Source organism: Bartonella sp. CL71SXKL (assembly GCF_042194935.1).
Taxonomy (GTDB): domain Bacteria; phylum Pseudomonadota; class Alphaproteobacteria; order Rhizobiales; family Rhizobiaceae; genus Bartonella.
This window is the reverse complement of the sequence record NZ_JBHINI010000008.1, coordinates 41251-49734: the sequence shown is the minus strand read 5'-3', so window position 1 is coordinate 49734 and position 8484 is coordinate 41251. Positions and strand designations below refer to the sequence as shown.

Genomic DNA, 8484 nt, shown 5'->3' with positions numbered 1-8484 from the left:
GTGCTTTTAGGGTATGAGGAAAAATTGGTCATCTAATCAGTATTGCTAACGAAAAAAGAGGGGGAGTGTGTTTTGGTGCAAAGAGGTGGGGCAATAAAAAATCGCTTGTTGGTGCTTTTGCTGGGTAATGGTATGGTGTCATTTGGGGGCTGGATTGATTATATCGTGATTTTGACCGTATCTGTGTTCACTTGGAAAGCTAATCAATATGATGTCGCTTTTATTGGAGCGGCAACATTATTCCCTGGTATCGTTCTGTCTAAGCCAATTGGAATGTTGGTAAGTCACCGTTCTATGATCCATTGGTTGCGGGCGTCACTGCTGTTACGGGCGCTATGTACTGTCGGTTTATTGCTGGCGACAGTCTGCAAGGATTTATTATACTGGCAGTTATTCGAGCGACATTCAACAGTCTAGCCATGCCTGCAATTTCCGTTCTTAGTGCAAATTCTGTGCCTGAACACGGACGGACTCGTTACTATTCTGTGCTTAACATGATCAATAGCGCAGCAAAGATGATAGGACCTGCTTTGGGGAGTGCTCTGTCTGTACTTTTGTCAGATACCTATACTTTATTATTTTCTGGTTTTTTGACATTGCTAGGCTTTATCGTGTTTTGTTTTATTGGTGCACAACCTGTCTCGTCGCTAAGAATAAAAAAAGCGAATACCACGCAAGTACAGCAGAGGCTTTATGGGACAGCTTGGTATGCCTATGTGGCGGTGGTGTTTGTGTATTTTGCCATGGTCTTTATGGTGAATAATCAGTTGCCCGTTATTCTCAGCACAATGAAAATGAATAAACAGACTCTTGGAATGCTGGTATCTGCTTCAGCGATTGGTAATTTTCTCTATGGGTTTTGGCGTGTGAAACAATCAAAGTATAAACCCCTTACAGGCAAAATATCGGAGTTGTTAATGCCGGCAATGTCAACAATGATTGGTTTTGTCATGATCTCAGTGTGCTTTTTTTACTTTGATTTACTCCGTATTGAGACTTTGTTGCTTTGTTTTTTCCTTATTGGAATGGTTAGCGCTTACTTTTCCATATCTTCTAATGTTTATCTGGTAAGCAATTTCAATGAACAGATTGGATTGGCTTCCGGATGGGTGCAGTCTATACAAAATTTAGCGATGTTGGTGGCGCCGTTTGTTGGAGCGTTTGTTTTAGGTCACACTTCGGCTGGAAAATTGTTCCTTCTTTCTGGATTGAGTGGATTATTCTGTTTATTGGCTATCAGGATATTGGTGAACCGTTCTTTGTCTATTATTCGTTTTCAATGATTGGCTCATCAACGGAACAAATGTTTTAAATCATTTTTCTGAGGTTTAGAGGACGTGGAGATAATCTAACATAGAGCAGCTTTTTCAACGTTATAGATTCAATTTTTGATTTTTACTTAACCGCTCATATTTTTGTTTTTTTTCGGGGCTTTGTTTTCTTGACACTGTTCTACCGTCTCGTAAACTCAATAGGGGGCATGGTTTTGAGCGATAATGTCATTTTTGTTTAACTCCGCTTTGCTACGAATAGTCAAACTTAAAAACTCAGCTGCTAATCCTCAATCAGCTTGGCTTGACGCAATAATGGAAACAGAAAACAAGCTATAGTGTGAATTATCTTATATGCCATAAAACATCACTCTTGGAGGTATGGTGATATCAGGTATGGGAAACTTTAGGCAGAGGGGTATGTTAATTGTTGCTCTTTTTCCTAATCAGAAATCAACCACAAGATTGCTTTTTGTTTTTTTGGCTGGAGGTCTCTAAAGTTTTTCAAAAGAGTGTGTTCTTTTTCGCTATAGGTTTCTTGATCACGGAGTGGGGTATTTTCTTTTGTTGAGATATCTTCTTTTGTAGCAATGTCTGCATAAAAAAAGCTTATAGGAACTTCCAGTTTTTGGGCGATTTTGAGTAAACATCCTGCGCTTACACGATTGAAGCCTTTTTCGTATTTTTGGATTTGTTGAAAACTAACACCTAAATGGCTTCCTAATTCTTTTTGGGAAAGGCTCATTGAAATGCGTCTGTGGCGGATTCTTTTGCCTATCAGAATGTCGATAAAATTTGGATTTTTGGTTTGCACTTCAAGCCCCCCTCCGGTTGCGAGCGCCCTCGCATTGGTATTCCGGGAGTCTAAAAGTACTGAATCCGAGTCAGTTTTTTTGCTTTTAGTGCTTAAAGCACCTGGACATAGCAAAAACTCCCGGAATTCCGGGATACCTACAAAAGTAGGCTCAATTGTACGCTCGGATTTAGGGCTTTTAGTTCCCTATTGATCGTTGCGTAGACGATCAAAAAACATTTTTTAATTTGTAAAGTAATTTCAGAAGATTGGCAAGAGAAATGAAAATAATCTCAAAGACTATAAAATTGGGTACTTTTTAAAAAGTGCGAAATATGGATTATAAATCGCGTCTTTTGCTTAATCAGAAATGTCGAAAAATTTTGATTTTTAGTTGGCTCTTCAAGCCCCCCCCTCCGGTTGCGAGCGCCCTCGCATTGGTATTCCGGGAGTCAAAATACTGAGCTCTAGTCAGTTTTTTGCTTTTAGTGCGGAAACGCACCTGGACATGGCAAAAACTCCCGGAATTCTAAGGATACTCGCAAAAGTGGGCTCAATTGTACGTTAGGTTTAGGGCTTTCAGTTCCCTTTGGTCGCTGCGTAGACGATCAAAATGACACTTTAAGTGATAAAGTAGTTTCAGAAGATTGGCAAGAGAAATGAAAATAATCTCAAAGAGATTATATGATTGGGTACTTTTTAAAAAAGTGCGAAATATGGATTATAAATCGCGTCTTTTGCTTAATCAGAAATGTCGATAAAATTTGGATTTTTGGTTGGCACTTTACACCCCCTCCGGTTGCGAGCGCCCTCGCATTGGTATTCCGGGAGCAACAAGTACTGAACCCTAGTCAGCTTTTTGCTTTTAGTGCGGAAAAGCACCTGGACATAGCAAAAAACTCCCGGAATTCCGGGAAACCCACAAGAGTAGGCTCAATTGTACGCTAGGGTTTAGGGCCTGTTTTCCCTGTTGATCGCTGCGTAGACGATCAAAATGACACTTTAAGTGATAAAGTAATTTCAGAAGATTGGCAAGAACAATCAAAAATTTTCTATTCTGTTATGCCATAAAACGGCGCTATTTGGAGGGGTGTGATATCAGCATATCAATATTCACATTTAGGCGTTTTTTAGAGTGTGTGATAAATGTTTTAGGCTGGACTTATCTGTCTAGTCTAATGAAACAGTTTCGTTTGTGGGGTGGGTGATAACTATACAAAGTGATCAGTAGGGGGCCTTTGAGATAAGAAGTTGGATTGTTTACAGAACAGTGTTTATCGAGCGGTGTGGAGTGGTGAGCCTTTCGTTGGCTTTGTTCTGTAAAGATGTAAAAGCGTAAAAATGTATATCCGTAAAAGTGAAGCGGAGGATTTGTGGATTTATATATTGTGCGTGTTTTGGTTACGTTGGGCTTTTGTCTGACATAGAATGTAGTGAGAGGATTGGGGGAGGTGCCAGACTGGAAGAGAAATGAAGAGTGTTGTTGAGTGCGTTGGTTGGAGAAGAGTGTGGGAGGAATGGAAGGTGATCTGAAACGAATGAGTGGTCAGTGGTGGAAACTTGCTAGACAAGTATTTGAATTATTTACAGAACAGTGTTTATCGAGCGGTGTGGGGTGGTGAACCTTTCGTTGGCTTCGTTCTGTAAAGATGTAAAAGCGTAAAAATGTATATCCGTAAAAGTGAAGCGGAGGATTTGTGGATTTATATATTGTGCGTGTTTTGGTTACGTTGGGCTTTTGTCTGACATAGAATGTAGTGAGAGGATTGGGGGAGGTGCCAGACTGGAAGAGAAATGAAGAGTGTTGTTGAGTGCGTTGGTTGGAGAAGAGTGTGGGAGGAATGGAAGGTGATCTGAAACGAATGAGTGGTCAGTGGTGGAAACTTGCTAGACAAGTATTTGAATTATTTACAGAAAAGTGTTTACAAAGCGGTGTGGAGTGGTAAGCCTTTCCTTGGCTTCGTTCTGTAAAGATGTAAAAGCGTAAAAATGTGTTTGTGAGAAAGGAGTGGGGGGCTATGTGTTGTGTGTGTTTTTGTCATGGTGAGAAATGTGGCGAGATAAATGAGGGAAAGAGTCTGTGAATGGAAGTTGGGAGGAAGAGTGCTGTTAAGTTGTGAGTGTGTGACGGGAGAGAAAAACGGGAAGGGAGAATGGAGAGAGTGCGCATGGATAGGAGGAGAGTGTTGGTAAGGCGGTGGTGCAAAGAGATGCGTGAAGGAATGGTGATTTAAGGAGATAGAGCTTGATTTGTTGAGCCTGATGAAGTGCTGTCGTTTGAGGAGGGGAGTCTGAAGACGGGGGACTAGGCAAAAAGCTGGGTTCTTTTACAGAACAGTGTTTACAAAGCGGTGTGGGGTGGTAAGCCTTTCGTTGGCTTCGTTCTGTAAAGATGTAAAAGCGTAAAAATGTGTTTGTGAAAAAGGAGTGGGGGGCTATGTGTTGTGCGTGTTTTTGTCATGGTGGGCTTTTGTCTGACATCGATGGGAGCATTGGGGGTGAAGAGACTGTAATAGTGCGGCTAGGCCGGTTGGGGTTGGGCTGGTGGGGAAGCTGGGCTGGTGGGGCGTATAGGGGAGTTGCGGTTTTTGTTTAAATTGATAGCGTATTTTTTTCTCCCTCTTGCTATGAGGCGTGTAAAAACCCATATTCTTTTTAGCACTACGGTTCTTCTTCATGCGGCATCATTTGCGGTGTTTTGTGGGGGGGGGGCTGTCCTTTGAAGATGTCTCTTTTGTGGAATGTTGGGGGAATTTAAAGTGCGGTGGTGGCTTGAGATTTAAGGAAAAAAAATGAATTTGGAAAAATATAGCGAACGCGTGCAGGGTTTTTTACAATCAGCACAAAGTGGTGCCCTTGCTTCTGATCATCAGCAGTTTTTGCCGGAGCATCTGTTGAAAGTGTTGTTAGACGATTCTCAAGGATTGGCAGCATCACTGATCCAAAAAGCGGGTGGTGATCTTACTCTTATTCGAAAGGCGCTTAACGAAGCACTTGATGCTTTGCCTAAAGTGCAAGGGGGGAATGGACAGCTCTATCTCTCTCAGCCGTTGGCAAAAGTCTTTAACATGGCGGAAGATTTGGCGAAAAAAGCCGGTGATCAATTTGTGACCGTTGAGCGTGTGTTGCAAGCGCTGATCATGGAAAAGACCGCAAAAACTGCTGATATTCTTACAAACGGAGGGTTGACAGCGCAGGCGCTTAATGAGGCTATTAATGATTTGCGGAAGGGAAAAACAGCAACAAGCCCCCATGCCGAAAGCCAATATGATGCTTTGCAAAAATATGCCCGTGATCTCACAAAAGATGCCCGTGAAGGAAAACTCGACCCTGTGATTGGGCGGGAAGAGGAAATCCGCCGCACTATTCAGGTGCTCTCTCGGCGGACCAAAAATAATCCTGTGCTTATTGGTGAACCAGGGGTGGGGAAAACAGCTATCGTGGAAGGGTTGGCATTGCGCATTGTTAATGGCGATGTGCCTGAAACTTTGCGGGATAAACAGCTTCATGCGTTGGATATGGGAGCGCTTATCGCTGGTGCAAAATATCGTGGGGAATTCGAAGAGCGCCTCAAAGCGGTGTTGGCAGAGGTGCAAGCTGAAAATGGGCAGATCATTTTGTTTATCGATGAATTGCATAATCTCGTTGGGGCTGGAAAATCTGACGGTCCTATGGATGCTTCCAACTTGTTAAAACCTGCTCTTGCACGCGGAGAACTCCATTGTGTGGGGGCTACTACGCTCGATGAATATCGAAAATATGTCGAAAAAGATGCTGCTCTTGCACGACGCTTCCAGCCTGTCTTTGTACCGGAACCCTCTTTAGAAGATACTATTTCTATCTTGCGCGGTATTAAGGAAAAATATGAACAACATCACAAAGTGCGCTTGGCTGATAGTGCTTTGATTGCGGCGGCGCGTTTGTCTAACCGCTATATTACGGATCGCTTCTTGCCGGATAAAGCTATTGACCTTATCGATGAAGCGGCGGCACGGTTGCGCATGCAGGTCGATTCAAAGCCGGAAGAACTCGATGCTGTTGATCGGCGTATTTTACAGTTGAAGATCGAACGGGAAGCTTTGAAAACAGATGTCGAGCCAACAGCAAAAGAACGTTTGGAAAATGTGCAGGAGGAACTCAAAACATTGGAACAACAGTCCGCTGAGATGACAAGTGCTTGGCAGGCTGAGAAACAAAAATTAGGGCATGCTGCTGATTTGAAAAAACAACTCGAAGAAGCTCGTAATGCTTTGGCTATTGCACAACGTGATGGACAATTCCAACGCGCTGGAGAGCTCGCTTATAGCGTTATCCCTGAACTCGAAAAACAATTGAGCATTGCGGAAAATGATGATCAACAAAATCATCTCGTTGAAGAGACGGTTACTGCTGAACATGTGGCGCGGATTGTTTCACGCTGGACCGGTATTCCTGTTGATCGAATGCTGGAGGCAGAACGGGAGGCGCTGTTGCGTATGGAAGATGAAATTAGCAAACGTGTGATTGGGCAGGGAGAGGCTGTTCAAGCTGTTTCTCGCGCTGTACGCCGTGCGCGCGCAGGGTTGCAAGATCCCAATCGCCCGCTTGGCTCTTTCATGTTTTTGGGTCCTACCGGTGTGGGAAAAACCGAATTAACCAAAGCACTTGCCGCTTTTCTTTTCCAAGACTCCAATGCCATGTTGCGCATCGATATGTCGGAATATATGGAAAAGCATGCTGGGGCGCGGCTGATTGGGGCGCCACCTGGATATGTTGGATATGAAGAAGGTGGGGTGCTGACCGAAGCCGTACGTAGAAGACCTTACCAGGTCATTCTATTCGACGAAATTGAAAAAGCACACCCTGATATTTTTAATCTCTTGTTGCAAGTGTTGGATGAGGGACGTTTGACCGATAGTCAAGGACGTACCGTCGATTTTCGCAATACCTTGCTGATTATGACTTCTAATCTTGGTGCTGAGTTTTTAACTGCTTTGCCTGAAGGGCAAACCGTTGAGCAGGCAAAAAATGATGTTATGAATGTCGTGAAAGCGGCTTTCCGTCCTGAGTTTTTAAACCGTATTGATGAGATTATTCTCTTTCAAAGGCTGCAACGTCACGATATGGAAGCGATCGTCGATATTCAGATAGAACATTTGCAAAATTTGCTCAATGAACGCAAAATAACTTTGCAAATCGAGCCAGAGGTGAGAAAATTTCTTGCCGATAAGGGCTATGATCCGCTCTATGGTGCGCGTCCGCTTAAACGGATTATCCAAAAAGAAATTCAAGACCCACTGGCGGAAAATATCTTATTTGGAAAAATTCATGATGAGACAACGGTGAAAATTACAAAACAAGGAGATCGGTTGGAATTTTTGCCTGAAGATTAAGTGTGGAAAAATTTACGCTATAAAGGGCGGTGATAATCCTATTATGCGATAACACCGCTCTTTGAGGTGTGCTGATTTAGAAAAATTCACGATGAGACAGCGGTGTTTTATTGCAAAGCAAAGGGAGTGGTCGGTGTTTTTGCATGTTAAATCAGCGTTCTCGAATATCGTAGGATTCTTTTACTTCTGGTTGTCGTGAAAGCTATTTTCTTGCAATGTTATAAGTGAAGTCACAAGCGGGATTGCTTTATTGCTTTGTGCGTAAAAGCGTTAAAGAGAAATGCCGTTTATTCGCCGTAAAACATTGCTCTTTGAAGGGGTGTGGGGAGCTGATCTGAATTTGACTTAAGGATGTTTTGTTGTTTGATATATTAACGAATAACGTTGATTAGTGCTCTTTTGCCTAATCAGAAATCAACCACAAGATTGCTTTTTGTTTTTTAGATTTGAGCTCTCTAAAGTTTTTTAAAAGTGCCTGTTCTTTTTCGCTATAGGTTTCTTGATCGTGGTGTAAGAGAGTTTCTTTTGTTGAAAGATCTTCTTTTGTGGCAAGGTCTGCATAAAAAAAGTTTACGGGAACTTCTAGTTTTTGGGCGATTTCTAGTAAACATTTGGCACTTACACGGTTTGAGCCTTTTTCGTATTTTTGGATTTGTTGGAAACTGACACCTAAATGGCTTCCTAATTCTTTTTGGGAAAGTCCTATTGAAATGCGTCTATGACGGATTCTTTTGCCTATCAAAATGTCGATAAAATGTGGATTTTTAGTTGGCACTTCAAGCCCCCCCTCCGGTTGCGAGCGCCCTCGCATTGGTATTCCGGGAGTTAAAAACACTGACTTGACTCAGCTTTTTGCTTTTAGTGCTAAAGCACCTGGACATAGCAAAATCTCCCGGAATTCCGGGATACCCGCAAAGCGGGATAAATTTATGTGTCAAGTCTTCGGGTTTTTAATCCCTATTGATCGTTGCGTAGGCGACCAAAATTACACTTTAAGTGATAAAGTAATTTCAGAAGATTGGCAAGAAAAATCAATATGCTATAAAAC

8 protein-coding genes are annotated in these 8484 nt (G+C 42.5%); 6 read left to right on the top strand and 2 right to left on the bottom strand.

Annotated elements, in window-relative coordinates; all coding sequences use genetic code 11:
* Positions 1–335 precede the first annotated feature (335 nt).
* Positions 336–1283 carry an MFS transporter gene (locus tag ACFILA_RS05735; protein ID WP_375660804.1) on the top strand — a complete coding sequence of 316 codons (948 nt, stop codon included), beginning with the start codon at positions 336–338 and terminating at the stop codon, positions 1281–1283.
* Between the two features lie 430 nt (positions 1284–1713).
* Here ACFILA_RS05735 and ACFILA_RS05730 read toward each other — a convergent pair whose 3' ends face one another.
* The gene (locus tag ACFILA_RS05730) at positions 1714–2085 is read right to left on the bottom strand and encodes a helix-turn-helix domain-containing protein (RefSeq protein ID WP_375631426.1); all 372 of its coding nucleotides are present in this window, start codon (positions 2083–2085) and stop codon (positions 1714–1716) included.
* A 1466-nt stretch (positions 2086–3551) separates the two neighbouring features.
* Here ACFILA_RS05730 and ACFILA_RS05725 point away from each other — a divergent pair.
* From ACFILA_RS05725 to clpB, 5 genes are all read left to right on the top strand, one after another.
* On the top strand, positions 3552–3686 hold the full coding sequence (locus tag ACFILA_RS05725) for a hypothetical protein (protein ID WP_375631425.1): 135 nt from the start codon (positions 3552–3554) through the stop codon (positions 3684–3686).
* 189 nt (positions 3687–3875) lie between these two features.
* On the top strand, positions 3876–4010 hold the full coding sequence (locus tag ACFILA_RS05720; protein ID WP_375660803.1) for a hypothetical protein: 135 nt from the start codon (positions 3876–3878) through the stop codon (positions 4008–4010).
* A 118-nt stretch (positions 4011–4128) separates the two neighbouring features.
* Positions 4129–4257 (top strand): hypothetical protein, encoded by a 129-nt coding sequence (locus ACFILA_RS05715; RefSeq protein WP_375660802.1) that lies wholly within the window; start codon positions 4129–4131, stop codon positions 4255–4257.
* A 244-nt stretch (positions 4258–4501) separates the two neighbouring features.
* Positions 4502–4660, top strand: a complete 159-nt coding sequence (locus ACFILA_RS05710) for a hypothetical protein (protein WP_375660801.1) — start codon at positions 4502–4504, stop codon at positions 4658–4660.
* A 196-nt stretch (positions 4661–4856) separates the two neighbouring features.
* Entirely contained in the window at positions 4857–7436 is a 2580-nt protein-coding gene (gene clpB, locus ACFILA_RS05705) for an ATP-dependent chaperone ClpB (RefSeq protein ID WP_375631423.1), read from the top strand.
* A gap of 403 nt (positions 7437–7839) precedes the next feature.
* On the opposite strand, the gene ACFILA_RS05700 is transcribed toward clpB, so the two are convergent.
* Positions 7840–8211, bottom strand: a complete 372-nt coding sequence (locus ACFILA_RS05700) for a helix-turn-helix transcriptional regulator (protein WP_273791324.1) — start codon at positions 8209–8211, stop codon at positions 7840–7842.
* Positions 8212–8484: the final 273 nt, after the last annotated feature.

Bases quoted from the DNA above. Each gene is read 5' to 3' on its own strand.
- ACFILA_RS05715 (WP_375660802.1), top strand. From the start codon at position 4,129: ATGAGGGAAAGAGTCTGTGAATGGAAGTTGGGAGGAAGAGTGCTGTTA.
- ACFILA_RS05710 (WP_375660801.1), top strand. From the start codon at position 4,502: ATGTGTTGTGCGTGTTTTTGTCATGGTGGGCTTTTGTCTGACATCGAT.
- ACFILA_RS05735 (WP_375660804.1), top strand. From the start codon at position 336: ATGTACTGTCGGTTTATTGCTGGCGACAGTCTGCAAGGATTTATTATA.
- clpB (WP_375631423.1), top strand. From the start codon at position 4,857: ATGAATTTGGAAAAATATAGCGAACGCGTGCAGGGTTTTTTACAATCA.